This is a genomic window from Brevundimonas nasdae, assembly GCF_019395145.1.
Classification (GTDB): domain Bacteria; phylum Pseudomonadota; class Alphaproteobacteria; order Caulobacterales; family Caulobacteraceae; genus Brevundimonas; species Brevundimonas nasdae.
This window is the reverse complement of sequence record NZ_CP080034.1, coordinates 1,046,101-1,069,767: the sequence shown is the minus strand read 5'-3', so window position 1 is coordinate 1,069,767 and position 23,667 is coordinate 1,046,101. Positions and strand designations below refer to the sequence as shown.

Sequence of the window (23,667 nt, the reverse complement as noted above, 5' to 3'; positions counted from 1 at the left end):
ATCTACTCGCGACAACCAGAGAGGATCTCGGGGTAGAATAGTCAAGCCTAAGCAATCATGGATTGACAGGATTAATGAGTGAGGTTGTTCTCATCCCGGCGATCCCAAGCGTCGAGGATCCCTGAGGGGCGGCGAGAAGTCATGTTGCAACCGGATGCTCCGGCGGTCCTTGGTTTTGGAGCATTTTCTCTGTTCGCTGTTCTCGGCGGTCTTGTGCTGCTGGTGGGCGCAGACCACGCCGCCCCGGGCTGCACAGGGCCAGAAGTCAAGCGATGCGACTATGTCGAGGCCGCCAAATCGGCCATGGAGAGCCATCCCGACCGCCATTTCCGATCTGATCTAGGCTTTGAGGTCATTGAAATGGGGTCATCTGTCCGTGTTCAGCAGTATCTTCCCGATGGGGATCGGTCGTTGTTCGAGGGGCCGGCTATGTTGATCGACAGGAAAAGCTGCCGACCTTGCAAGGTGGAGGTTCGCACATCGATTGGCGACGACGCGGCGAAGCGCTTCACGCGATTTCCGCCATCAGCCGTCGGAGGGCTTTCCTGAGGCGACCGACACAAGATGTTGTGGTCAGACGCGCTGGGGACTAGATAGGCCACCTTCTGATTTGCGGGGACTTCAGCGTGACTGCCTTCACCCACGACGCCTATTTCACCAAGACGCTCGCCGATGCCGATCCGGACATCTTCAAGGGCATTCAGGGCGAACTGGGTCGCCAGCGCGAGCAGATCGAGCTGATCGCATCCGAGAACATCGTCTCGCAGGCGGTGCTGGATGCGCAAGGGTCCGTGCTGACGAACAAATACGCCGAGGGCTATCCCGGTCGTCGCTACTACGGCGGCTGCGAGTTCGTGGACATCACCGAGGATCTGGCGCGCGAGCGGGCCAAGAAACTGTTCGGCGCCGCCTTCGCCAACGTCCAGCCGCATTCTGGCGCGCAAGCCAACCAGGCGGTGTTCTTCACCCTGCTGCAGCCGGGGGACACCTTCCTGGGCATGGATCTGGCCTGCGGCGGACACCTGACGCACGGTTCGCCCGCCAACCAGTCGGGCAAGTGGTTCCGTCCGGTGACCTACAAGGTGCGCGAAGACACCCACCTGATCGACTATGACCACGTCGCCGAAATGGCCGAGCGTGAGAAGCCCAAGCTGATCCTGGCGGGCGCATCGGCCTACAGCCGTCACATCGACTTCAAGCGCTTCCGCGAGATCGCAGACAGCGTCGGCGCCTATCTGATGGTGGACATGGCCCACTACGCCGGCCTGATCGCGGGCGGCGCCTATCCCGATCCGCTGCCGCACGCCCACGTCGTCACCACGACGACGCACAAGACCCTGCGCGGCCCGCGCGGCGGCATGATCCTGTCGAACGACGTGGACCTGGGCAAGAAGATCAACTCGGCGGTCTTCCCCGGCCTGCAGGGCGGTCCGCTGGAACACGTCATCGCCGGCAAGGCCGTGGCCTTCGGCGAGGCGCTGAAGCCCGAGTTCAAGCTGTACGCCCAACAGGTCGTCAAGAACGCCCAGGCCCTGTCCGGCGTGCTGATCGAGCGCGGTCTGGCCATCGTCTCGGGCGGCACCGACAGCCACCTGGCCCTGGTCGATCTGCGTCCCAAGGGCGTGACCGGCAAGGCGACCGAGCACGAGCTGGAAAAGGCGCTGATGACCTGCAACAAGAACGGCGTGCCGTTCGACACTGCGCCCTTCACCGTCACCTCGGGCGTACGCCTGGGCACGCCCGCAGGCACGACCCGCGGCTTCGGCGAGGAAGAGTTCAAGCAGATCGGTCACTGGATCGCCGATGTCGTCTCGTCGATGAACGGCGGCGACGAAGCCGATCCGGCTGTGGTCGCGGGCGTCGCGGCCCAGGTGCGCGAACTGACCAACCGCTTCCCCATCTACGGATGAGATGACGCATGAAGTGCCCCTTTTGCGGTCATCAGGACACCCAGGTTAAGGACAGCCGGCCGTCGGACGACGGCTCGGCCATCCGACGCCGTCGGTCCTGCCCGGCCTGCAACGGGCGCTTCACCACCTTCGAGCGGGTGCAGCTGCGCGAACTGGTGATCCTGAAGCGCAACGGACGGCGCACGCCGTTTGAACGTGACAAGCTGGAACGGTCGCTGGGCGTGGCCTTGCGCAAACGCCCGGTCCAGCCGGATCAAGTCGAGCAACTGGTCAACCGGATCGTGCGTCAGTTGGAAAGCCTGGGCGAGACGGAAATCCCGTCCAGCACGGTCGGCGACTTCATCATGAAGGCGCTGAAGGGCGTCGATGAGGTCGCCTATGTCCGCTACGCCTCGGTTTACAAAGACTTCCGCCACACCGGCGACTTCGCCAAATTCCTGGGCGACGAGGGGTTTGACGAACCGACCGGCAAGGCCTGATGCGGCCCCGGATCACCCTGAAGCTGGCGACGTCTCTGGACGGGCGCATCGCAACGGCGTCCGGCGAAAGCCAGTGGATCACGGGCGAGGACGCGAGGCTGGAGGGTCACCGCCTGCGCGCCGCGCATGACGCCATACTGGTCGGAGTCGAGACGGTCCTGAAGGATGATCCCGAACTGACCGCGCGCCTGCCGGGTCGCACTGTCGATCAGCCGTTGCGCGTGGTTCTGGACAGCCGCCTGCGCACGCCGCCGACCGCTCGGCTCGCGGGCGAGAACACCCTCATCCTGACGGCGGCGGAACCCCGCGCCGTCGGCCGGGCCAGAGTGCGCCGGATCGTGATGGAGGAGGGCCGTCTGGCCATTTCCGCCGTGCTTACGGCCCTGTCCGATGCGGGCGTGGCCTCGCTTCTGATCGAGGGTGGGGGGCAGGTGGCGGCGTCGTTTCTGCGCGCCGACGCGGTCGATCGCCTGGAGTGGTTCCGCGCGCCGATCCTGCTGGGCGGCGAGGGCAGGCCCTGTATCGCCACGCTTGCGCTTGCAAACCTGGCGGACGCCCCCAAGTTCCGGCGTCTGGGCGTCGAGCCCGTCGGCGACGATCTGTGGGAACGCTACGTGCGGGCATGAGGCCCGCCGCCCTCGATTTCAGACGATTCAGACTATGTTTTTTTTGGCCCCGAAGGGGATCGTGCGTAAATGTTCACCGGCATCGTCACCGACATCGGGCGGGTTCGCGACGTTCGCGAGACCAATCGCGACCGCCGCTACGAGATCGAAACGGTCTGGGACACGGACGGCATCGACCTGGGCGCCTCGATCAGCCATGCGGGCTGCTGCCTGACGGTCGTCGAAAAGGGCCCCGGCTGGTTCGCGGTCGAGGTGTCGGGCGAAACTCTGTCCAAGACGACGCTGGGCGCCTGGAAGGCCGGCGACGGCGTCAATCTGGAACGTGCGGCCCGTCTGGGCGACGAAATGGGCGGGCACGTGGTCTCGGGCCATGTCGACGGCCTGGGCCGGATCGTCTCGATCACGCCGGAGGGCGGCTCGCACCGGATCGAGGTCGAGGCGCCCGCGCCGCTGCACCGCTATGTCGCCGCCAAGGGCTCGATCACGGTCGATGGCGTGTCCCTGACGGTCAACAGCGTCACGGATCGGATTTTCTCGCTGAACATCATTCCGCATACGTGGGATGCGACGACGCTGGGGCGGCTGCAGGCCGGTGATCCGGTCAATCTCGAAATCGACATGCTGGCGCGATACCTCGCGCGGTGGCAGGAGACGGCGTAATGCAATTGGCCGCGAACATGAACGACAGCCCGATCAGCCCCATCGAGGACATTCTGGAGGACGCCCGCAACGGCCGTCCCTACATTCTGGTGGACGCCGAGGACCGCGAGAATGAGGGGGACATCATCATCCCCGCCCAGTTCGCGACGCCGGATCAGATCAACTTCATGATCCGCCAGGCGCGCGGCCTGGTCTGTCTGGCCATAACCGCCGACCGGGCGCGCCAACTGCGCCTGCCGCCGATGGCCGCCGACAACCGCGAAAGCATGAAGACCGCCTTCACCGTCTCGATCGAGGCCAAGGAAGGCGTCACGACCGGCATTTCCGCGGCGGATCGCGCCCGCACCATTCATGTGGCCAGCGACCCGACCAGCAGCGTCGACGATATCGTGTCGCCGGGCCACATCTTCCCGTTGGTGGCGCGCGACGGCGGCGTGCTGGTCCGTGCAGGCCACACCGAGGCCGCCGTCGACATCAGCCGCATGGCGGGCCTGACCCCTGCGGGCGTGATCTGCGAGATCATCAAGGACGACGGCGAAATGGCCCGGATGCCGGACCTGATCTCCTTCGCCCAACTGCACGGCCTGAAGATCGGCACCATCGCCGACCTGATCGCCTATCGCCGCCGGACCGAGCGGTTCGTCGAACGCGTCATGGATACGCCGTTCGAAAGCGTCCACGGCGGCCCGTTCCGCCTGATGCTGTACAAGAACACCATCGAGGGCGCCGAGCACGTCGCCCTGGTCCACGGGCGGATTGATCCCAACAAGCCCACGCTGGTGCGGATGCATCAGGTGGACTTCGCCTGCGACCTGCTGGGCCATGTCGAGGCGCGTCAGGACTATGTGCCCAACGCCCTGAAACAGATCACCGAACATGATGGCCCCGGCGTGGTCGTCTTCCTGCGCGACCCCTCGCTGAACTCACTGGCCGAGCGGCTGGCCGGAGCGGACAAGCCGACGGCGGTGGACCGCTCGCTGCGGGCCTATGGCGTCGGGGCGCAGATCCTGCTGGATCTGGGCGTGCGCGATATGATCGTTATGAGTTCGACGCGACCTGAACCGACGGCGCTGGAGGGCTACGGCCTGCGCATCGTCGGCTGGCGCGACATGAATGGAGAAGACAAGTCGTGACCGACGCACCCCGTATTCTGATTGTTGAGGCGCGTTTCTACGACGACCTGGCCGACGCCCTGCTGGAAGGCGCCAAGGAAACCCTAAAGGCGCGCGGCGTCGATTTCGACGTCATCACCGTGCCGGGCGCGCTGGAAGTGCCGCCCGCCATCGCCATGGCCGAAGAAGCCGGTCGTTTCCCGACCGCGCCCCGCTATGACGGCTATGTCGCCCTGGGCACGGTGATCCGCGGCGAAACCTATCATTTCGAGATCGTCTCGGATCAGTCGGCGGCGGGCATCATGGCGCTGGGCGTCAAGGGCGTGGCCATCGGCAACGGCATCCTGACGACCGAGGATGAAGACCAGGCCTGGTCTCGCGCCCGGCTTTCAGAAGGGGATAAGGGCGGCGGCGCCGCAAAAGCTTGCCTCGACCTCATTGCATTGAAGAAGCGGTTGCGCGTAGGCGTCGGCGCATGACTGAACCGAACAGCGTAAAAGCCGTCCTTGAGCAACTCGCCGAGGCCGAAAAGCAGCGTGCCGAGCCGAACCTGAGCTCCAAGCAGCGCCGCGCCCGCACCGTGTCGCGTCTCGCCGCCGTCCAGGCCCTCTATCAGATGGAGCTGGCGGGCGAGGGCGTGGAGACGGTGATCACCGAATTCTCCAACTTCCGTTTCGACGCCGATATCGAGGGCGAGGCCCTGGCCGAGGCTGACGAAGCCTATTTCGGCGACATCGTGCGCGGCGTGATCGAAAGCCAGCGCGACATCGACACGGCCATCAAGGCCCGACTGGCGTCCAACTGGCGTCTGGAGCGGATCGACGCGACCCTGCGCGCCCTGCTGCGCTCCGGCGCCTGGGAGCTGATCAAACATCCCGAGACGCCGCGTGAAGTGGTGATCGACGAATATGTCGAACTGGCCAAGGCCTTCTTCGACGACTCCGAGGCGCGCTTCGTCAATGCGGCGCTGGACGGCGTGGCGAAAGACACGCGCAAATAATGCCCGCCCTCGACGTCGCGGGGGAATTCGAGACGATCGACAGGCTGCTCAAGCCCCTGGCCCATCCTGAATGGGGCAGGGGTCTGGCCGATGATGTGGCGGTGCTGCCGTCACGCCCCGGTTACGATCTGGTCCTGACCAAGGACATGCTGGTCGAGGGCGTGCATTTTCTGCCCGAGGACCCCATGGACACCGTGGCCAGAAAGCTGCTGCGCGTGAACCTGTCCGATCTGGCGGCCAAGGGGGCCGAGCCCTTCGGCTATCTGCTGGCCTGCGCCTGGTCGGAACGGTGCGGCTGGCCAGAGCGCAAGGCGTTCGCTGCAGGCCTGGCCCAGGACCAGGTGCAGTTCAGCGTCCTTCTGCTGGGCGGCGACACGGTCAAGACGTCGGGGCCGGCGTCCTTCTCCCTGACGGGGCTGGGCTGGGTTCCCAAGGACCGGGCTATTTCACGCGCGGGGGCGCAGGTCGGAGATCTGGTTTTCGTCACTGGCCAGATCGGCGACGGACGGCTGGGTCTGCGCGCGGCGCGGGGCGAACTGTCGCTGGAGCCTGAGCGGATCGAGGCCCTGGCCGCCCATTACAGAATGCCGATGCCGCGCGTGGATTTCGCCGACGTGGTGCGCGACTTCGCCAGCGCATCTGTCGATGTGTCGGATGGCCTGGCGGCCGACCTGACCCACATAGCCACGGCCAGCGGCGTGGGCTTGACGATGAACCTGAACGTCCTGCCCCTGTCGACGGCGGCCCAGGCCTGGTTCGCGGACCGGGTCGATCCGCAGTTGTCGCTGGAGGAGCTGGCGACCGGCGGCGATGACTACGAAATCGCCTTCACCGCCCATCCACGGCATGAAGAAGCCCTGCGCCATCTGGCCGAAAGCCGCTTCCTGCGCCTGACGCGGATCGGCGAGGTCACGGCCGGCACGGGCTTGACCGTCCTCTATGACGACCAACCGATCCAGCTGGCGCGAACCGGCTGGACGCACGGCTAGGTTGGCAAGGGAATCCTAACGTCGATCTGTCAGGGTCGCGGCATGGATCGCAGATCGCTCATCGCCGCAGGGACCGTCGCACTGACCTCGGTCGTCGCACAGCCCGCCGCCGCATCAAATCCGAAGCCGTCTCGATCCAGCGGTCCGGCCCTCAGCATCGCGGGCCTGGGCTTGCCCGTCATCGCTGACGGACGGCTGCGCAACTATGTCTTCGTGTCGCTGCGCCTTGAGCTGGGTCGCGGCAAGACAATCGAGCAGATGCGGCCCAAGGAAGCCTATTTTCGCGACGCCCTGGTCAAGGCCGCGCACCGCACGCCCTTCAGCGTGGCGGGCGACTGGACACGACTGGACGAGGCGCGTCTGTCGTCCGCTCTGGTGTCCGCCGCCAACAGCATAAGCGGCCCCGGCTCGATCACACGGGTCGAGATCGTGGCCCAGACGCCGCGTCGTCATTCAGGGATGCAGGCGTCCTGAGCCAAGGCAAAGCTTCACCGACCCCCGTTGCGTGATTTGAATCCTCATGACAGGCTGCCCTTGCAGATCCCAAGGGGCGCACTGACGCGCCTGCCGCGTGCGGGGGGACCGGAAGGCGGACAGAGGCGATAACGCCCGCCGCGCCAAGGGGCCGCGCGCTTCTTTGCAAGGGCATGGAAACGCTCATGACAATCTATCTTTCGCTAGCCTTCGCGGCGGGCGTTCTGGGGGTGCTGTACGGCGCCGTCCAGACCGGCGTGCTGATGAAGGCCAGCGCCGGTAACGACAAGATGCGTGAAATCGCGGCCGCCATCCAAGAAGGGGCGTCCGCCTATTTGAAGCGGCAGTATCTGACCATCGGCATGGTGGGGGTGGTCATCCTGATCGCCGCCTATTTCCTGATCGGTATCTATGCGGCGGTCGGTTTTCTGATCGGCGCCGTCCTGTCGGGCGCAGCAGGCTATGCCGGGATGCTGATCTCGGTGCGGGCCAATGTGCGTACGGCGCAGGCCGCCTCTGAAAGCCTGGCCAAGGGGCTGAACCTGGCGTTCCGCTCGGGCGCCATCACGGGCATGTTCGTGGCAGGCGGCGCCCTGATCGGGGTGTCGGGCTATTACATCGTCCTGACCCAGCATCTGGGGCTGGCCTCGACCAGCCGCGAGGTGATCGACGGTCTGGTGGCGCTGGGCTTCGGTGCGTCGCTAATCTCCATCTTCGCACGCCTGGGTGGCGGCATCTTCACCAAGGGTGCGGACGTGGGCGGCGATATGGTGGGCAAGGTCGAAGCAGGCATCCCCGAGGACGACCCTCGCAACGCCGCGACCATTGCGGACAATGTGGGTGACAACGTCGGCGACTGTGCGGGCATGGCGGCCGACCTGTTCGAGACCTATGCGGTGACCACGGTCGCCACCATGGTGCTGGCGGCGATCTTCTTCCGCGACCAGCCCTATGTCGACGTCATCATGGCCTTGCCGCTGGCGATCTGCGGCGTCTGCGTCGTGACCTCGATCATCGGCAGCTTCTTCGTGCGTCTGGGCAAGTCGAAGAACATCATGGGCGCCTTGTACCAGGGCCTGATCGTTACGGGCATCCTGTCCATCGTCGCCGTCTGGTGGATCATCAATCAGATGGTGACAGGGCCGATCACGACAGTCGGCGGGCTGGAGATCCAGCCGATGGCCCTGTTCTGGTCCGGCATGGTCGGGCTGGGCGTCACGGCGGCCATCGTGGTCATCACTGAATATTATACAGGCTCGAACTTCCGTCCGGTGCGTTCTGTGGCCAATGCCTCAGTGTCGGGTCACGGCACAAACGTGATCCAGGGTCTGGCGGTGTCGCTGGAGTCCACGGCGCTTCCTGCCCTGACCATCATCGTCGGCATCGTCGCCAGCTTCCAGTTGGCGGGCCTGTTCGGCATCGCCATCGCCACCACCACCATGCTGGGTGTGGCGGGCATGATCGTGGCGCTGGACGCCTTTGGTCCGGTGACGGACAACGCAGGCGGCATCGCGGAAATGGCGGGCCTGCCCAGCGAAGTGCGTCATTCGACCGATGCTCTGGATGCGGTGGGCAACACCACCAAGGCCGTCACCAAGGGATACGCCATCGGTTCGGCGGGCCTGGGGGCGTTGGTGCTGTTTGCGGCCTATACGTCGGATCTGCAGTATTTCTCGGCCAATCCGGCGGACTACCCGTTCTTCGCCGACATGGGCGGGATCACTTTTGACCTGACCAACCCCTACGTCGTCGTCGGGCTTTTGTTCGGCGGGCTGTTGCCCTTCCTGTTCGGCGGCATGTCGATGATGGCGGTCGGACGCGCGGCCGAGGCGGTCGTCGCCGAGGTGCGTCGTCAGTTCCGCGAGAACCCCGGCATCATGACCTATCAGGTCAAGCCGGAGTATGGCCGGGCCGTCGACATCCTGACCAAGGCGGCGATCCGCGAAATGATCGTGCCGTCCCTGCTGCCGGTGTTGTCGCCTATCGTGCTGTTCGTCGTGGTGCTGAACATCTCGGACAAGGCCAACGCCTTCGCCGCCCTGGGCGCCATGCTGATGGGCGTGATCGTGACGGGCCTGTTCGTGGCCATCTCGATGACGTCCGGCGGCGGCGCCTGGGACAACGCCAAGAAGGTGATCGAGGAAGGCTTCACCGACAAGAACGGCGTCGTCCACGGCAAGGGCTCTGAGGCCCACAAGGCGGCGGTGACCGGCGACACGGTCGGCGATCCCTACAAGGACACCTCTGGCCCGGCGGTGAACCCGATGATCAAGATCACCAACATCGTGGCGCTTCTGCTGCTGGCAGTGCTGGCGAGCGGCAACATCGGCTAGGACGAGCTAGCCTGAATTGGAAACGCCCCAGAGAGCGATCTCTGGGGCGTTTTTTCTTGGTCGGCCATGCCGATCAGTCGGGGCGGCGCTGGCCCGGCGTATTGTCTTCGGTGCGCGGCAGCTGGCCACGGCCGACGTTGCCCAGCAACTGCTCCAGAACCGTCAGGGCGCGGCCGCGGGTCGGGGTCTCGTTGCGGTTCATGGCGATCTGTTCGCCGTCGTTCAGACCCAGGGTGCGCACAGCCGCCACCTTGTCCGTGCCCTTTTCGAAGGTCACCTCGGTCACGGTGCGGTTCGAGATCACCGGGCGGTTGTAGGTGTATTTCTCGGTCGTCTGGCTGATGTAGTACCAGACCTGATCCGGCTCGAAGGTCGATGTGGTCGAGGGCGAACCCAGGCGCGCCAGGATGGTTTCCTTGGTGTCGGTGCCGGCGACGATGTCCTGGGGCTTGGCGTCGATGGCCTGGAAGCCGTTGGAACCGATCACAGGGGCGCAGGCGGCGGACAGACCGGCCAGCGAAACAGCGACGAAAAGCGGGGCTAAACGGGACATGGTCGGGCGCCTGCGAGAGAACAAGGTCTTTGACCTAGACGGACCTGCGTCCTAGTTCAACGGCGCGGCGGAAAAGGGGCCATAGGAATCCATGCTGAAAAACCTATTCAAACCCCGTCCCGGCGCCCGGATCGGCGACGAACTCTACGCCCTGGCGGTCAATCAGGCCCGGAATGTGGGCTTTTACACGCGGTTGGGCGTAGCTGACCGGATCGACGCGCGATTCGAACTTTACACGCTTCACGTTCTTTTGCTGGTTCTGCGCCTGCGCGATGAAAACACGCCGCAGGGCCAGGATACGGCGCAGGCCCTGTTCGACGTCTATGTCTCGGCGTTGGATCACGCCCTGCGCGAAGAGGGCGTGGGCGACGTCGCAGTGGGCAAGAAGATGCGCAAACTGGGCGAGGCCCTGTATGGCCGCATGGCCGCCTATGAAAAGCCATTGCGCGATGCGGATGAGGGCGGACTGGTCGAGGCCCTGGCGCGCAACGTCTATGCCGAGGCTGTGGCTGAACACGCGCCCGATCTGGCGCGTTACGCCCTGACGACGCGCGCCGCTCTGGCGACGCAGAGATTCAATGATGTGCTGGCGCGGCCAGCCTGGTCGGAAGTTTAAGAGATGAGCGCAGCTCTGCCTTATAGCGAAACGGTGCGGGTCAATCAGATCGGCGCGGGTCTCAGCCGCACGCTGGAGCCGGATGCGGACGCGCGCAAGCGAATCGCCCGCGCCCTGGACCTGCAGGGGCTTGAGGATTTCGTAGTGGACATCAGCGTCACCCCCACGCCCTCGACCAGCGAATGGACCCTGAAGGGCCGGGTCACCGCCCACGCCGTCCAGACCTGCGGCCTGACGCTGGAGCCGCTGCCGGTGGACGTGGATCGGCGATTCTCGATCCAGCTGGTCGAGGCCGCGCCGCAGGAAACCGACGAAATCGAAGTCACCCTGGACGAGGAAGACGCCGACCTGATCGAGGACGGCAAGATCGACCTGGGCCAGTACGCCGTTGAACAGCTGGCCCTGTCGCTCGACCCGTTCCCGCGCAAGCCGGGGGCCGAATTCGTGCAGCCGGAAGAGCCCAAGGAGATCTCGCCTTTCGCCGCGCTGAAGGCGCTTAAATCACAAGACGATCAAGGCTGAGGTTGACGTAGGGGCTGGCTGGTTGCATCCCCCGACTTCACGCTATCGTTCTTGCGCAACCCTATAAGTGTCGCGCGACAAGACGACGCGACAATAAGAGGTCCATTTGCCAGCCCCAGTTACGATCTCGCTTGACGCCATGGGCGGCGATCACGGCCCCTCCGTCATCGTGCCCGGCATCCGCAGCTACCTTCGCGCCCATCGCGGGGAGGGGGTTCGCTTCCTGCTGCATGGCGACGAGGCGAAGATCACGGCTGAGCTGACCAAATACGCCCTGTCCGGCGACATCTGCGAAATCCGGCACACCGAAAAGGTCGTGGCCATGGACGAGAAGCCTGCCCAGGCCATGCGTCGCGGCAAGGGCTCCAGCCTGTGGAACGCCATCGAATCCGTGAAGTCGGGCGAGGCGGGCGGCGTTGTCTCAGCCGGCAACACCGGCGCCCTGATGGCGATCTCCAAGCTGATCCTGCGCATGCAGGCGCCGGGCCTGGAGCGTCCGGCCATCGTCGCCAGCTGGCCGACCTTCAAGGGTCATACGGCGGTTCTGGACGTGGGCGCCAATATCGGCAGCGACGCCGAACAACTGGTCGAGTTCGCCATCATGGGCGAGGCCTTCCAGGCCGCGGTGCGCGGCGTTGCACGCCCGACCATCGGCCTTCTGAACGTCGGCTCAGAGGAGATGAAGGGCAATGAACAGGTCCGCGAGGCGCACGCCATTCTGCGCGACGGTCCGTTCGACCTGAACTATTTCGGCTTCGTTGAGGGCGACGACATCGCCAAGGGCACGGTGGACGTGGTCGTGACCGACGGCTTCACCGGCAATATCGCGCTGAAGACCGCCGAAGGCACGGCGCGTTACATCTCGGCCCTGCTGCGCGAGGCCCTGACGTCCAACCTGCAATCCAAGCTGGGCGCAGTGATCGCCATGCCCGCCCTGAAGCAGATGCGGCAGAAGATCGACCCCAGCGCCATCAACGGCGGACCTCTGTTGGGCCTGAACGGCATTGTTGTGAAAAGCCACGGCGGCGCAGACGCCAAGGGCTTCGGCAACGCCATCCGCATCGCTGTGGATCTGGCCCGTAGCGACTATATGACCAAGGTGGGCGCCAATCTGGGCAAGCTGGACACGGTGTTCGACCACTCCAGCCCCACGTCCGCCCCTGCCGGAGAACCCCTTCAGTGAGCGTCACCCGCAGCGCCGTCACCGGCGTCGGCTCCTATCTGCCGGAACAGATCGTCACCAACGCCGACCTGGCCAAGTTCGTCGACACATCCGATGAATGGATTCAGGAACGCACCGGCATCAAACAGCGCCACAAGGCGCGCGACGATCAGCCGACCAGCGATCTGGCGGTCGAGGCGGCCCGAAAGGCTCTGGCGGACGCAGGCAAGCAGGCGGCCGACGTCGATCTGATCATTGTCGCCACAACGACGCCCGACATGACCTTCCCCGCCGTCGCCGCCATCGTGCAGCGCAAGCTGGGCGCAGGCGTCGGCATCGCCTTCGACGTTCAGGCGGTCTGCTCCGGCTTTGTCTATGCACTCAGCGTCGCGGACGGCTTCGTCGCGCGCGGCCTGTCGAAATGCGCCCTGGTCATCGGGGCCGAAGAAATGACCCGCCTGATGGATTGGGAGGACCGCACCACCTGCGTGCTGTTCGGAGACGGCGCGGGCGCCGTGGTGCTGGAGCCGCGCGAAGGGCAGGGGACGTCCCAGGATCAGGGCATGCTCGGGTTCGCCTTGCGCGCTGATGGAACCAAGACCGATCTGCTCTATGTCGACGGCGGCCCCGGTTCGACCGGCACGGTCGGCCATCTGCGCATGGCCGGCAATCAAGTCTTCCGCCACGCCGTGGTCAATATCTCGGAAGCCATCACCGCCGCCTGCGCCGCGTCCGACATTCAGGTTTCGGACGTGGACTGGTTCGTGCCCCACCAAGCCAACCAGCGCATCATCAAGGGCGTCGGCGACCGACTGGGCCTGGACGAGGAAAAGGTGATCTCAACCGTCGCCATGCACGCCAACACCTCGGCGGCTTCGATCCCCCTGGCCCTCGACGCGGCCATCCAGGACGGACGAATCAAGAAGGGCGATCTGGTGCTTCTGGAAGCCATGGGCGGCGGCCTGACCTGGGGCGCCTGCGCTCTGCGGCTGTAAGTCGTCTGAGGCCCATTGATTTCCAGAGATTTTGCCTAACATATGTGGCCCTTAGAACGACTGGGAGCCGAGTATGACAGGCCAGGAAACGCTCACCCGCGCGGATTTGTGCGAAGCGGTTCATGATGAGGTGGGACTTTCACGCCAGGAATGCTCGTCACTTGTCGAGCGAACTCTGGAGCTGATCGTCGAATCTTTGGAACACGGTGATACGGTGAAGCTTTCGGGCTTTGGCGTCTTCCAGGTTCGTGAAAAGCGCGCCCGGATGGGGCGCAACCCCAAGACCGGCGAACCAGCGGCCATCAGCCCGCGCCGCGTCATCAGCTTCCGCGCCTCCCAGATCATGAAGAGCCGGGTCCACGACGCCGTCGTCGAGGACTAAGGGTGGCCAAAAGCGCCGACGCCTTTCGGACTATTTCCGAGGCGGCCGAAGAGGTCGGGACGCCGCAGCATGTGCTGCGCTTTTGGGAGACCAAGTTCACATTCGTCGCGCCGTTGAAACGTGCGGGCGGGCGGCGATTCTATCGCGCCCAGGACATTGCGGTGCTGAAGGCGGTCAAACGCCTGCTGCATGACGAGGGTCTGACGATTCGCGGCGTGCAGCGTTTGCATAAAGATCAGGGGCTTCAGAAGCTTCTGGGCGCCGACGCCGCCGATCTGATCGACGAAGCCGCCTCCGTCGCGCACGACGAACGCAACTATTTCAACCCGTATGAAACACCCCGTCTTCAAGCTGTGCTTGAAGATCTGGAGCAGGCGAAGCGTCGATTGGACGCCGTTCTTTCAACCTAGGTGGAAAACCTGCTTTTAGGGTTTGCGGCTGACGAAACCCTTGTCTATAGGGAGCGGCTTCGGAGCGTGGCGCAGCCTGGTAGCGCACTTGACTGGGGGTCAAGGGGTCGCAGGTTCGAATCCTGTCGCTCCGACCATTCTTGAAAAATAGAATGATGATGGTGGGGTCGTCCTTACGGACGGCCCCATCGCCGTATCTGGCTCTAAGTCAGCCCCGCTCGGCCCATTTCAGCAGCGGAATCAGCGGCAAGCCCCAGGCGGTGCCCCCGACGCCGAAGAACAGGAAGTCGATCCACTGCGACGCAGGCAGCATCCCGCGCAGGGCGATCAGGCCCCAGATCCAGAAAGCCAGAAAAGCCAGCACTGCGATGGCGGCGACGAATCGACGCGCGCGCGGCGGCATCAGCGCTTGCTCCGGAACAGGAAGAAGGCGACCAGGCAGAAGGCCGAGCCGATCAGGGCCCACAGGGTCCACAGCCACTCCGTCATCGTGCTGACGCCGAAGACCCGCACGGCCAGGAACCAGCCGCAGGCTAGGCCCACGCCGGACACCAGCACGGTGGCGCCAAGGCCGCGGCGCCCCGTCGCCAGATCGGCGATCCAGGCCAGTGCTAGTCCGCCCAGAACGGCGGCGACGATTTCGGCGTATTGCACCCTGATCTCCTTATCGCCGCCGTGTCCGAACGACGCCGTATGTCTATTCCGACTCGCGCTCTGCGGCCGGGGCGGGCATACCGCCACGGTCGCGATTTGGTCACGGTCAAGCGCGACAGCATATCCGGGTCAGTGTCGGGCGTCGAATGAACCGTTTCGGAAATACAGATCGCAATCAGGCCGTCGCCATCTGGCTGTTTGCGAGTGCGGCCATCGTCTTTCTGATGGTGGTCATCGGCGGGATCACCCGCCTGACCGGCTCTGGCCTGTCGATCACGGAGTGGAAGCCCATCATGGGCGCCATCCCGCCGATCACCGACGCCCAATGGGCCGACGCCTTCGAGAAGTACAAGCAGATCCCCCAGTACGCCCAGATCAATGCGGGCATGAGCTTGGGTGAGTTTCAGGGCATCTTCTGGTGGGAATGGCTGCATCGCCTGATCGGACGCCTGATCGGCGTCGTCTTCGCCCTGCCGCTGGTCTTTTTCCTGGTTTGCCGCCTGTTCCCGCAGCGGTCGGTGTTCCGTCGTTGGGCCATGCCGGATCGTCTGGTCTGGCGCTGCGTGGTCCTTCTGGGGCTGGGCGGACTGCAAGGCCTGATCGGCTGGTGGATGGTGTCCAGCGGTCTGTCGGAACGCGTCAGCGTCGCGCCGGAGCGTCTGGCGACCCACCTGGGTCTGGCCTTCGTTTTGTTCGCCGCCCTGATCTGGACCGGGCTTGAGGCCTGGAACGGCGAGGATCACGGGCGTCCGCCTGCGGGATGGGCGAGGGGGGCTGTGGTCCTGCTCGGCCTGGTCTTCATGCAGTGCCTGCTGGGCGCCCTGGTGGCCGGCGGTCATGCCGGGCTGGTCTATACCGACTGGCCGCTGATGAACGGCGCGGTCCTGCCGCCTGCCGACTGGAGCCAGGGCGCGGGCGCCTTCCTGCATGATCAGGCCCTGACCCAGTTCAATCACCGCGTCGTGGCCTATGTGCTGCTGATCGTGGCGACCATCTACGCCTTCCAGGCGTGGCGCTGGCGCGTCGCCGAAGGCATGGGGCTGGCCGCGTTCACGCTGGCGGGCGTGATCTGGCTGCAGGCCCTGCTGGGCATCGCCACATTGATGAACGCGGTGCCAGTCTGGCTGGGCGTGCTGCACCAAGGCGGCGCCGCTGTGGTGCTGGGCGTGGCGACAGCGAACCTGTGGCTGGTGCTGCGCGCACAGGCCCGCATCTTCATTTCGGGCCCGCGTCTTTAGGCGCTTGAGGGTTCATTTAGATGCTGAACTGTCGGGTATTTTAATACCACATTAGAAATATTACGTATTTTCAATACGATAACATGAAATAGCCGCGCACGCCGACGTTGACGCTGCTGAACGCCTCCTGTATCAGCGCGCCTTCATTCGGTTCCTTCGGGGGCCGGACCCGATTTTCGTCTCCAGGAACCCCCTCATGCTGAAGAGCACTACGGCTTCGTTGAAGCCGGCCGAGGTCGAGAAGAAATGGATCCACATCGACGCCGAAGGCGTCGTCGTGGGCCGTCTCGCGACCTTCATCGCCAACCGTCTGCGCGGCAAGCACCGCGGCGACTACACCCCGCACGTTGACTGCGGCGACTATGTCGTCGTCACCAACGTCGACAAGGTGGTGTTCACCGGCAAGAAGAACACCGACAAGGTTTACTATCGCCACACCGGTCACCCGGGCGGCGTCAAGTCGACGACCCCCGAGAAGGTCCTGAACGGCCGCTTCCCCGAGCGCGTGCTCGAAAAGGCTGTTGAGCGCATGCTGCCCAAGGAAAGCCCGCTGGCCCGCAAGCAACTGACGCACCTGCGTCTGTTCGCAGGCAGCCAACACGAGCATGAAGCCCAGCAACCGGAAACGATCGACTTCAAGTCGGCGTCCGCCAAGAACACCCGGAGCGCCTGAGCATGACTGACGCGACGCAAGACACCGCCACCGGCTTCGACGCCCTGAAGGGCCTGAGCTCTTCGGTCGAGAACGACGCTCCCGTTTACGTTCAGAAGCTGGACGCACAGGGCCGCGCCTATTCGACCGGCAAGCGTAAGAACGCCATCGCCCGCGTCTGGGTTAAACCCGGCACCGGCAAGATCACCATCAACGGCAAAGACCAGGAGCAGTATTTCGCTCGTCCCGTGCTGCGCATGATGATCGCTCAACCGCTGACCGTCTCGGACCGCGCCACGCAATACGACGTGGTCTGCACCGTCGAAGGTTCGGGCCTGTCGGGCCAGGCTGGCGCTATCCGCCACGGCCTGTCGCACGCCCTGACGCATTTCGAACCGGAACTGCGCAAGGTTCTGAAGCCGCACGGCTTCCTGACCCGCGACAGCCGCGTCGTCGAGCGTAAGAAGTACGGCCGCGCCAAGGCACGCCGCAGCTTCCAGTTCTCGAAGCGCTAATCGCGTTCACGCGGTTTGGATTTGGGGCGCTTCGGGGAGACCCGGAGCGCCCTTTTTCTTGCGTCTTTCTCCCGTACGGGAAGAAAGGCAGGAGTTTCAGATGACCCACACCATCTTCATCGACGGCGAAGCCGGAACGACAGGCCTGGAAATCCGTGAGCGGCTGGAAGCCCGCCCGGATCTGGAGCTGCTGTTGCTGGGCGACCGACGCCGCGATGTCGATGCACGCCGCGAAGCCTTGAACAGCGCTGACGCGGTGATCCTTTGCCTGCCCGACGATGCGGCGCGCGAGGCCGTGGCCATGGTCGAGAACCCGTCGGTCAAGGTGATCGACGCCTCGACCGCCTATCGGGTCGCGCCGGGCTGGGCGTACGGCTTTCCTGAAATGGACGCGGGCCAGCGCGACCTGATCGCGCGTTCGCAGTTCGTGTCGAACCCCGGCTGCTATCCGACCGGCTTCATCGGCCTGGTGCGTCCGCTGGTGAAGGCGGGGCTGCTGCCTGCCAACTATCCGGTCACGGTCAATGCGGTGTCGGGCTATTCCGGCGGCGGCAAGGCCATGATCGCCGAGTTCGAAGCCCTCGGCGCCGCCACCGCCTATCGCGCCTATGGCCTGTCGCTGAAACACAAGCATGTGCCGGAGATGACCAGGCACACGGGCCTGAGCCACGACGTGCTGTTCACCCCTGCGGTCGGAAACTATCGCCAGGGCATGTTGGTCGAGGTGCCGCTGCATCTGGGCGCTTTGCCGGAAACCCCGTCGGTCGAACGCATCCACGGCGCCTTGGTCGAAGCCTATGAGGGCCAGCAGTTCGTCGAAGTCGCCGATCTGGACGAGACCGAAGCCATGACAGGCATTGAGCCAGAGGCCCTGAACGGCACGAACCGCCTGCGTCTGCACGTCTTCGGCGCCCGTGACGGCGAACAGGCGCGGCTGGTCGCCCTGCTGGACAATCTAGGCAAGGGCGCGTCGGGCGCTGCGGTGCAGAACCTGAACATCATGCTGGGTCTGGATGAGGCGACCGGCCTGATCTGATCATGTGATCGGACGGCCTGAAACCATTTCATGGCGCCCGTCGTATGGGAGTCATGACCCAGTCCCTGATCCTGCATCGCCGGGGCCTTCTGATGGGCGCCGGCGCGCTCGCCCTGTCCTCCTGCGCTCCCGAAACCTCGGAGGCCGGGCAGGGGGAATACGCCGCCTCTCCGTATCGCCGCGTGTCGGACGCGGACTGGCGACGGCGACTGGGCGACGCCTCTTGGCGGGTGATGCGGCATCAAGGGACCGAAACGCCCTTCACCAGCCCGCTGAACGACGAGCATCGGCCCGGAACATTCGTCTGCAAAGGCTGCGACCTGCCGCTGTTCCGTTCGACGTGGAAGTTCGATTCCCACACCGGCTGGCCCAGTTTCTATGACGTCATCGCCGCCAATATCGGGCGACAGGGCGATCTGGCCATCGGCATTCCACGCACCGAATACCACTGCGCCCGCTGTCTGGGCCATCAGGGGCACGTCTTCGACGACGGCCCCCGGCCGACCGGCCTGCGCTACTGCAACAACGGCGTGGCGTTGAAATTCATGGCCGCCTAGCCACGGCGGTTGGCGCGGATGGCGGAATCGACCGTCACCGCAAACCAGATCGAGGCGAAAAGGATCAGCAGACCGTAATCGTGGCCGGAGAAGAAGACCGGAATCGCGGCGGCGATGATGACCAGAAGCGGAAACAGGCTGGCCCAGGCCGCCGTCGACGGCGCGTCGGCGAGGATCAGCGGCAAGGGAGGCGGGCGCTTCATCAGCCGGGCCATCCAGCCGTTCAGGGACACGAACAGAACTGAACAGATCACGGCGATGATGACGTATTTCAGCGCGGTGCCCGGCACGCCGAAAACGCTGGCGGTCATGATCAGAAGGGCGAGGGCGACGGCGGTGCTGATCGCCAGCAGGGTGTTCGGTTCTAGACGATTCAAGACTTCACTTTCACATAGCTGCCCGGCGCCGGTTCGATGGGCTTCAGCGGTCCCTTGGCGGGATCGCGCGCCGGAATCTGCGGACCAGAGCGTTCATGCAGCCAACCGGCCCAGTGTTCCCACCAGCTGCCCGGATGCTCTACGGCGCCCGCCTGCCATTCGGCCAGAGTTTCCGGCAGTTGGTCGTTGATCCAGTGCTGGTATTTCCTGGCGACAGGGGCGTTGATGACCCCGGCGATATGGCCTGACCCGGCCAGGGTGAAGGTCACGTCCTGGCCGCCGAACAGCCGGGCCGAGCGATAGACCGAGTTCATCGGCGCGATATGATCCTCGCGGCTGGCCTGGAAATAGAGCGGGATCGACACCTGCGACAGGTCCGCCGTCAGCCCGCCGATCTGGAAGGCGCCCTGGGCCAGAGCGTTGGCCCCGTACATCTGGCGCAGATAGGCCATGTGCAGCGCCTTGGGCATCCGGGTCTGGTCCGCATTCCAGAACAGCAGGTCGAAGGCGGGCGGGTCCTTGCCCAGCAGATAGTTGCTGATGAAGAAGGACCAGATCAGGTCGTTGGACCGCAGGGCGTTGAAGGTCTCGGCCATGACGGCGCCGGGCAGGACGCCGCCCGCCGCATCCATCTGGCGTTCGATCTCGTTCAGCCAATGCTCGTCGGTGAACAGCAGCAGGTCGCCCGCCTCCTTGAAGTCATGCTGGGCGGCGAAGAAGGTGGCGGCGGCGACACGTTTGTCACCCTTGGCCGCCATATGCGCCAGCGCGGCGCCCAACAGGGTGCCGCCGATGCAGTATCCGACGGCGTTCAGCTGTTCCGCGCCTGCCTGCTCAAGCGTCTTTTCGACGGCGCGGTAGATGCCTTTTTGCAGATAGTCGTCAAAGCCGAACCCGGCCTTATCCAGATCGGGATTGACCCACGAGCAGACGAAGACCGTGAACCCCTGCGCCGACAGCCAGCGGATCAGCGAATTCCCCGGCTGCAGGTCCATGATGTAGAACTTGTTGATCCACGGCGGGAAGATCAGCAACGGAATCGCGTGCTGCGTCTCGCCTTGCGGCGCATACTGGATCAGTTCGAACAGTTCATCGCGCCAGACCACCTGACCGGGGGCCGTGGCGACATTCTCGCCCACGACGAACTTGCCATAGTCGGCCTGACTGATCCGCAGCGAGCCGCCGCCGCGCTCCAGGTCGGCGGCGAAGTTCTGCATTCCCTTCACCAGGGATTCGCCGCTGGTCTCCGCCAGCGCCTTCAGCGCGACCGGGTTGGAGGCCAGGAAGTTCGATGGCGAGAAGGCGTCGGTCAGCAGGCGGGTGAAGAACTGGGCGCGGCGTTTCAGGGTGGGATCAATATCCTCCACGCCCGCGATCAGACTGTTCATCCAGTCCGAGGTCAGCAGGTAGGACCGACGCATCATGTCGAACATGGGGTTCTCGGACCAGGCGGGGTCTCTGAACCGTTTGTCGGCGGGGGCGGGCGTCGGCGCCTCACCGCCTGCCTGACGCGCGGTTGAGGCCCACAACTCCATATAGCGGCCGAACAGATCGGCCTGGGCGTGGAACAGCTTTTCCGGCCGGGCCGCCAGACTGGTCATGACCGAACTCATGGCCGGGGCGACATTGAACGGGTCGGCGGACAGGGCGGCGGGGCGGTCGGCCTGGCTCAGCGCAGCCTCTGCGATGGCGCTCTGGGCCATCATCGCCGCCTTGGCCAGGTTCATCGACAGGGTTTCAATCAGCTGCGCCTGCTCGGTGCCGGGGAAGGCTGCGATGGCCGGTTCAGGTGCAGGTTCAGGCTTGGGTGCCGTATTGGGTTCAGGCGTTGCGGCGACGGGTTCTTCGACCGGCGCGGGCTTTGGCGTTTTGGGCGGGCGTGGCTTGGCCGATGTAGGCCGCCCCGCCTTTCTGGGGGCGCGTGCCGGGGGTTCAGTCGGCGTCTGCGGGGACTTGGCCATGGATGCCCTTCGCGTTTCCTGTCGGCGGTTCAAGGTCGTCGCCCTTCCGCCCAAGGCGATGATGGCATAAGACCTGTCCTGACATGAACGCGCTGTTTTGCAAAAAGACCAAGCTTCACCTTGTCGCCCTGACGGTTCTGGGCGGCGGGTTGGCCCTGAGCGGCTGTGGCGCCGCCTTCAGCGCGAAAACGGATCCGAACGGCCCGCTGGCTCCGCGCATCGCCGCCCTGGTTGACGCCAACCGTCACTATCCCCGCTGGACCGACTTCCCGACCGCGCCGCAGGACCTGCCGCCGCCGACCCAGATCGCAGCGAACGTACGTTCTCTGGAAGGCAAGGGCGCGGCTCTTGGCGGCGAAGTGTCGCGGATCGAATGGACGCTGGACGACGCCGAGGCTCTGGCCGCCCGCACGCGCGCCCAGGTCGGAGCGGTTCCGACCTCGCCTGATTCGCTTCAGACCGCTGATGACATCGAGGCCCTGGCCCAATCCCTGCGCGACCGGGCCAAGGCGCCGCCGCCCATCGACCGTCGCCCGAACCCATAAATCTCGCCGGGAACGCAGAATCCCGCGATGATGCGCTGATGGCGGACGATAGCGGCTCTCAAACCCTGAACGCATTTCTGGGCGTCTCGCGCTCCCTTTCGGGTCGTGCCTGGCGACAGCGACCGGCTGACGCCGCGACCACCCGCGCCCATATGCAGGGCCTGGGACTGGAAGAGCCGCTGGCCCGCGCCCTGGCCTCACGCGGCGTTCGCGCCGACCAGGGCACCGACTTTCTGGCCCCGACCCTGCGCGCCCTGTTTCCCGATCCCTCCAGCTTCATGGACATGGACGCCGCCGCCGACGCCATTCTGGATGCGCTGCAAGCCAAGGCCAGCATCCACGTCTTCGCCGACTATGATGTGGACGGCGCCTCCAGCGCAGCCCTGCTGGTGCGCTGGTTCCGTTCAGTCGGCGCGGAACTGCCCATCTATGTCCCTGACCGGATCAAGGAAGGTTATGGCCCCAGTGCTGCGGCCTTCGACACACTGAAGGCGTCGGGCGCTGATCTGGTCGTCACGGTCGACTGCGGCGCGGCGGCGAATGAGGCCTTGGCTCACGCCCACAGCATCGGCCTGAATGTCGTGGTCATCGACCACCACCTGATGCGCCACGAACCGCCCAAGGCGCTGGCGGTCGTCAACCCGAACCGCCCCGGCTGCAACTCGGGCCAGGGCAATCTGGCGGCGGCGGGCGTGGTCTTCGTCCTGCTGGCCGCCCTGAACCGCGAAGGCCGCAAGCGCGGCCTCTTCGCCAATCAGCCTGAGCCCGACATCCGTCAGTGGCTGGATCTGGCTGCGCTGGGCGCCATCTGCGACGTGACCGGCCTGACCGGTTTCAACCGCGCCCTGACCGGTCTGGGCCTGAAGGTCATGAGCGACTGGAAGAACCCTGGACTGCGCGCCCTGCTGGCGGCAGCCGGCGCGGAGCAGGGGCCAGCCAAGAGCAATCACGCGGGCTTCATCCTGGGGCCGCGCATCAATGCGGGCGGACGCATCGGGCGCTCTGATCTGGGCGCGCGGCTGCTGTCCACCGATGATCCAGTCGAGGCCGAACGTCTGGCCATCGAATTGGACGCGCTGAACCTGTCACGCCGCGATGTGGAGAAGGCGGTCACCGACGCCGCCGTGCGCAAGGTCGAGGCGACCGGCGCCCATGCCGACGAATCGGCTGTGGTCGTCGTGGCGGGCGACGACTGGCATCCCGGCGTGGTCGGCATCGTCGCCGGACGCCTGCGCGAACGCTGGCGCAAGCCCGTCATCGTCGTCGGCGTCGATCCTGTAACGGGCCTGGGCAAGGGCTCGGGCCGTTCGCAGCCGGGCATGAACCTGGGCCGGGCCATTCAGGCGGCCTGGGAGGAGGGCATCCTTCTGGCGGGCGGCGGTCACGCCATGGCGGCCGGTCTGACGGTCGACAGTGCGCGTCTGGGGGAACTGACCGCCTTCCTCAACGATCGGCTTGCCCATGAGCGGATCGAGGCGGTGGCGCAGGACTGGCTGGAGATAGACGCCCTGATCGAACCGGCGGGCGCAAACCGGGCCCTGTTCGAATCCTTCGAACAGTTGGCGCCCTTCGGTCCCGCCAACCCTGAACCCGTCTTCGCCCTGACCGGGGTGCAGGCGCGTGAACCCGTGCAGATGAACGGCGGCCATGTCCGGTGCCGTCTGGTCGGCCCCGACGGCAGTTCTGTACGCGCCATCGCCTGGCGCTGCGCCGATCTACCGGGCGGACAGGCGCTGCTGTCAGGGCAGGGGGGCTTGAGCATTGTCGGGCGGCTGAAAGCCGACGACTGGAATGGTCGGCGCGGTGTTCAGTTCGAGATTGAGGACGTGTCCGATCCGCGCATGATCCAGGGCTAAGCCTCGGAAACCGCTGGCTTCGAAAAAACTGGAAAACATGCTTGCGCCATCCG

General features: G+C 65.2%; 29 protein-coding genes and 1 tRNA gene. 25 read left to right on the top strand and 5 right to left on the bottom strand.

Going from position 1 to position 23,667, the window contains the following annotated elements:
• Window positions 1–141: 141 nt before the first annotated feature.
• The 11 genes from KWG56_RS05235 (at window position 142) to KWG56_RS05185 (ending at window position 9,583) form a co-directional block, all read left to right on the top strand.
• Window positions 142–549, top strand: a complete 408-nt coding sequence (locus KWG56_RS05235; protein ID WP_219353973.1) for a hypothetical protein — start codon at window positions 142–144, stop codon at window positions 547–549.
• Between the two features lie 77 nt (window positions 550–626).
• Window positions 627–1,910: a serine hydroxymethyltransferase gene (gene glyA / locus KWG56_RS05230; RefSeq protein ID WP_201097436.1), complete on the top strand. Its 1,284-nt coding sequence runs from the start codon at window positions 627–629 to the stop codon at window positions 1,908–1,910.
• A gap of 8 nt (window positions 1,911–1,918) precedes the next feature.
• Window positions 1,919–2,389: a transcriptional regulator NrdR gene (gene nrdR / locus KWG56_RS05225; RefSeq protein ID WP_201097434.1), complete on the top strand. Its 471-nt coding sequence runs from the start codon at window positions 1,919–1,921 to the stop codon at window positions 2,387–2,389.
• A complete protein-coding gene (gene ribD / locus KWG56_RS05220) occupies window positions 2,389–3,015 on the top strand; it encodes a bifunctional diaminohydroxyphosphoribosylaminopyrimidine deaminase/5-amino-6-(5-phosphoribosylamino)uracil reductase RibD (RefSeq protein WP_219353972.1) in 627 nt (208 codons plus the stop codon). The genes nrdR and ribD overlap by 1 nt, the downstream gene beginning before the upstream one ends.
• 69 nt (window positions 3,016–3,084) lie before the next feature.
• Window positions 3,085–3,675, top strand: a complete 591-nt coding sequence (locus KWG56_RS05215) for a riboflavin synthase (protein WP_219353971.1) — start codon at window positions 3,085–3,087, stop codon at window positions 3,673–3,675.
• Window positions 3,675–4,808: a 3,4-dihydroxy-2-butanone-4-phosphate synthase gene (gene ribB, locus KWG56_RS05210; RefSeq protein ID WP_219353970.1), complete on the top strand. Its 1,134-nt coding sequence runs from the start codon at window positions 3,675–3,677 to the stop codon at window positions 4,806–4,808. Before KWG56_RS05215 ends, ribB begins: the two co-directional genes overlap by 1 nt.
• Window positions 4,805–5,266 (top strand): 6,7-dimethyl-8-ribityllumazine synthase, encoded by a 462-nt coding sequence (gene ribH / locus KWG56_RS05205; protein ID WP_201097425.1) that lies wholly within the window; start codon window positions 4,805–4,807, stop codon window positions 5,264–5,266. Before ribB ends, ribH begins: the two co-directional genes overlap by 4 nt.
• Window positions 5,263–5,787: a transcription antitermination factor NusB gene (gene nusB / locus KWG56_RS05200; protein ID WP_201097423.1), complete on the top strand. Its 525-nt coding sequence runs from the start codon at window positions 5,263–5,265 to the stop codon at window positions 5,785–5,787. The genes ribH and nusB overlap by 4 nt, the downstream gene beginning before the upstream one ends.
• Window positions 5,787–6,776, top strand: a complete 990-nt coding sequence (gene thiL / locus KWG56_RS05195; RefSeq protein WP_219353969.1) for a thiamine-phosphate kinase — start codon at window positions 5,787–5,789, stop codon at window positions 6,774–6,776. Before nusB ends, thiL begins: the two co-directional genes overlap by 1 nt.
• A gap of 42 nt (window positions 6,777–6,818) precedes the next feature.
• On the top strand, window positions 6,819–7,250 hold the full coding sequence (locus KWG56_RS05190; RefSeq protein ID WP_219353968.1) for a hypothetical protein: 432 nt from the start codon (window positions 6,819–6,821) through the stop codon (window positions 7,248–7,250).
• 185 nt (window positions 7,251–7,435) lie between these two features.
• A complete protein-coding gene (locus KWG56_RS05185) occupies window positions 7,436–9,583 on the top strand; it encodes a sodium-translocating pyrophosphatase (protein WP_219353967.1) in 2,148 nt (715 codons plus the stop codon).
• Window positions 9,584–9,656: 73 nt separating this feature from the next.
• Here the strand turns inward: KWG56_RS05185 and KWG56_RS05180 are convergent, their stop codons facing one another.
• Complete coding sequence (locus tag KWG56_RS05180; protein WP_201097412.1) at window positions 9,657–10,136, bottom strand: outer membrane protein assembly factor BamE; 480 nt, start codon at window positions 10,134–10,136, stop codon at window positions 9,657–9,659.
• A gap of 91 nt (window positions 10,137–10,227) precedes the next feature.
• On the opposite strand from KWG56_RS05180, the gene KWG56_RS05175 reads away from it, so the two are divergent.
• The 7 genes from KWG56_RS05175 (at window position 10,228) to KWG56_RS05145 (ending at window position 14,360) form a co-directional block, all read left to right on the top strand.
• Window positions 10,228–10,752, top strand: a complete 525-nt coding sequence (locus KWG56_RS05175; RefSeq protein WP_219353966.1) for a ubiquinol-cytochrome C chaperone family protein — start codon at window positions 10,228–10,230, stop codon at window positions 10,750–10,752.
• A gap of 3 nt (window positions 10,753–10,755) precedes the next feature.
• Window positions 10,756–11,274, top strand: a complete 519-nt coding sequence (locus KWG56_RS05170) for a YceD family protein (protein ID WP_219353965.1) — start codon at window positions 10,756–10,758, stop codon at window positions 11,272–11,274.
• A 106-nt stretch (window positions 11,275–11,380) separates the two neighbouring features.
• Window positions 11,381–12,457 carry a phosphate acyltransferase PlsX gene (gene plsX, locus KWG56_RS05165; RefSeq protein ID WP_219353964.1) on the top strand — a complete coding sequence of 359 codons (1,077 nt, stop codon included), beginning with the start codon at window positions 11,381–11,383 and terminating at the stop codon, window positions 12,455–12,457.
• On the top strand, window positions 12,454–13,431 hold the full coding sequence (locus KWG56_RS05160; protein WP_219353963.1) for a beta-ketoacyl-ACP synthase III: 978 nt from the start codon (window positions 12,454–12,456) through the stop codon (window positions 13,429–13,431). The genes plsX and KWG56_RS05160 overlap by 4 nt, the downstream gene beginning before the upstream one ends.
• 73 nt (window positions 13,432–13,504) lie before the next feature.
• The gene (locus KWG56_RS05155; RefSeq protein ID WP_201097402.1) at window positions 13,505–13,813 is read left to right on the top strand and encodes an integration host factor subunit alpha; all 309 of its coding nucleotides are present in this window, start codon (window positions 13,505–13,507) and stop codon (window positions 13,811–13,813) included.
• A 2-nt stretch (window positions 13,814–13,815) separates the two neighbouring features.
• Window positions 13,816–14,223, top strand: a complete 408-nt coding sequence (locus tag KWG56_RS05150; RefSeq protein ID WP_219353962.1) for a MerR family transcriptional regulator — start codon at window positions 13,816–13,818, stop codon at window positions 14,221–14,223.
• Window positions 14,224–14,283: 60 nt separating this feature from the next.
• A tRNA-Pro gene (locus KWG56_RS05145) sits at window positions 14,284–14,360 on the top strand.
• A gap of 71 nt (window positions 14,361–14,431) precedes the next feature.
• Here the strand turns inward: KWG56_RS05145 and KWG56_RS05140 are convergent.
• Window positions 14,432–14,626 carry a DUF2842 domain-containing protein gene (locus KWG56_RS05140; RefSeq protein WP_219353961.1) on the bottom strand — a complete coding sequence of 65 codons (195 nt, stop codon included), beginning with the start codon at window positions 14,624–14,626 and terminating at the stop codon, window positions 14,432–14,434.
• Window positions 14,626–14,877, bottom strand: a complete 252-nt coding sequence (locus tag KWG56_RS05135; RefSeq protein ID WP_201097394.1) for a transglycosylase — start codon at window positions 14,875–14,877, stop codon at window positions 14,626–14,628. The genes KWG56_RS05140 and KWG56_RS05135 overlap by 1 nt, the downstream gene beginning before the upstream one ends.
• Window positions 14,878–15,023: 146 nt before the next feature.
• On the opposite strand from KWG56_RS05135, the gene KWG56_RS05130 reads away from it, so the two are divergent.
• The 5 genes from KWG56_RS05130 (at window position 15,024) to msrB (ending at window position 18,875) form a co-directional block, all read left to right on the top strand.
• Window positions 15,024–16,115 (top strand): COX15/CtaA family protein, encoded by a 1,092-nt coding sequence (locus KWG56_RS05130; protein ID WP_219353960.1) that lies wholly within the window; start codon window positions 15,024–15,026, stop codon window positions 16,113–16,115.
• A gap of 199 nt (window positions 16,116–16,314) precedes the next feature.
• Window positions 16,315–16,788 (top strand): 50S ribosomal protein L13, encoded by a 474-nt coding sequence (gene rplM, locus KWG56_RS05125; RefSeq protein ID WP_201098169.1) that lies wholly within the window; start codon window positions 16,315–16,317, stop codon window positions 16,786–16,788.
• A gap of 2 nt (window positions 16,789–16,790) precedes the next feature.
• Window positions 16,791–17,282 carry a 30S ribosomal protein S9 gene (gene rpsI, locus KWG56_RS05120; RefSeq protein ID WP_201097390.1) on the top strand — a complete coding sequence of 164 codons (492 nt, stop codon included), beginning with the start codon at window positions 16,791–16,793 and terminating at the stop codon, window positions 17,280–17,282.
• Between the two features lie 100 nt (window positions 17,283–17,382).
• The gene (argC, locus tag KWG56_RS05115) at window positions 17,383–18,318 is read left to right on the top strand and encodes an N-acetyl-gamma-glutamyl-phosphate reductase (RefSeq protein ID WP_219353959.1); all 936 of its coding nucleotides are present in this window, start codon (window positions 17,383–17,385) and stop codon (window positions 18,316–18,318) included.
• Between the two features lie 53 nt (window positions 18,319–18,371).
• Window positions 18,372–18,875 carry a peptide-methionine (R)-S-oxide reductase MsrB gene (gene msrB, locus KWG56_RS05110; RefSeq protein WP_219353958.1) on the top strand — a complete coding sequence of 168 codons (504 nt, stop codon included), beginning with the start codon at window positions 18,372–18,374 and terminating at the stop codon, window positions 18,873–18,875.
• Here the strand turns inward: msrB and KWG56_RS05105 are convergent.
• Window positions 18,872–19,252 carry a hypothetical protein gene (locus KWG56_RS05105; protein ID WP_219353957.1) on the bottom strand — a complete coding sequence of 127 codons (381 nt, stop codon included), beginning with the start codon at window positions 19,250–19,252 and terminating at the stop codon, window positions 18,872–18,874. The two genes, msrB and KWG56_RS05105, sit on opposite strands and share 4 nt — an antisense overlap.
• Window positions 19,249–21,213, bottom strand: coding sequence for a class I poly(R)-hydroxyalkanoic acid synthase (gene phaC, locus KWG56_RS05100; protein ID WP_219353956.1), 1,965 nt, complete (start codon window positions 21,211–21,213; stop codon window positions 19,249–19,251). The genes KWG56_RS05105 and phaC overlap by 4 nt, the downstream gene beginning before the upstream one ends.
• An 83-nt stretch (window positions 21,214–21,296) precedes the next feature.
• On the opposite strand from phaC, the gene KWG56_RS05095 reads away from it, so the two are divergent.
• Together KWG56_RS05095 and recJ are read left to right on the top strand one after the other, a co-directional pair.
• Window positions 21,297–21,758, top strand: a complete 462-nt coding sequence (locus tag KWG56_RS05095) for a hypothetical protein (RefSeq protein ID WP_244999650.1) — start codon at window positions 21,297–21,299, stop codon at window positions 21,756–21,758.
• A 38-nt stretch (window positions 21,759–21,796) separates the two neighbouring features.
• The gene (recJ, locus tag KWG56_RS05090) at window positions 21,797–23,614 is read left to right on the top strand and encodes a single-stranded-DNA-specific exonuclease RecJ (protein ID WP_219353955.1); all 1,818 of its coding nucleotides are present in this window, start codon (window positions 21,797–21,799) and stop codon (window positions 23,612–23,614) included.
• The last annotated feature ends 53 nt before the right edge of the window (window positions 23,615–23,667 follow it).